Here is a 267-nt window from a genome sequence, read left to right as displayed (position 1 = left end):
CAGCTGTCGTTTGCTGAAGCGCGACTTGCGGGTCTGCAACTGGGCGATGAATTCATCGTGCAGCATCCGCGCAGTGGTTTCCGGAAACGCATCGACTTCGATCAGCAGGCGCCCCTGCATCTGGTCCAGGCGCACCGACAGTGCTTCCTCGTAACTGCGATTGCAGATGATCAAGCGCCCGTGCAGATCACGGACAAACACCGGATCCGGCATCGAATCGATCAGGGCGTGCTGAAAGGCCAGTTGATCACCCAGCTCCTTTTCCGC

The 267-nt window shown here is 58.8% G+C and carries 1 protein-coding gene; it reads right to left on the bottom strand.

All coding sequences use genetic code 11. The annotated features are described in order from the left end of the window. Positions 1–267 (bottom strand): PAS domain-containing protein (locus AAEY83_RS15640; RefSeq protein ID WP_351060405.1); only part of this gene is annotated, 267 nt, incomplete at both ends.

The sequence above is a fragment of the Psychrobacter sp. TB20-MNA-CIBAN-0197 genome (assembly GCF_040309765.1).
Classification (GTDB): domain Bacteria; phylum Pseudomonadota; class Gammaproteobacteria; order Pseudomonadales; family Moraxellaceae; genus Psychrobacter; species Psychrobacter submarinus.
This window is presented reverse-complemented; position numbering and strand designations above follow the sequence as displayed.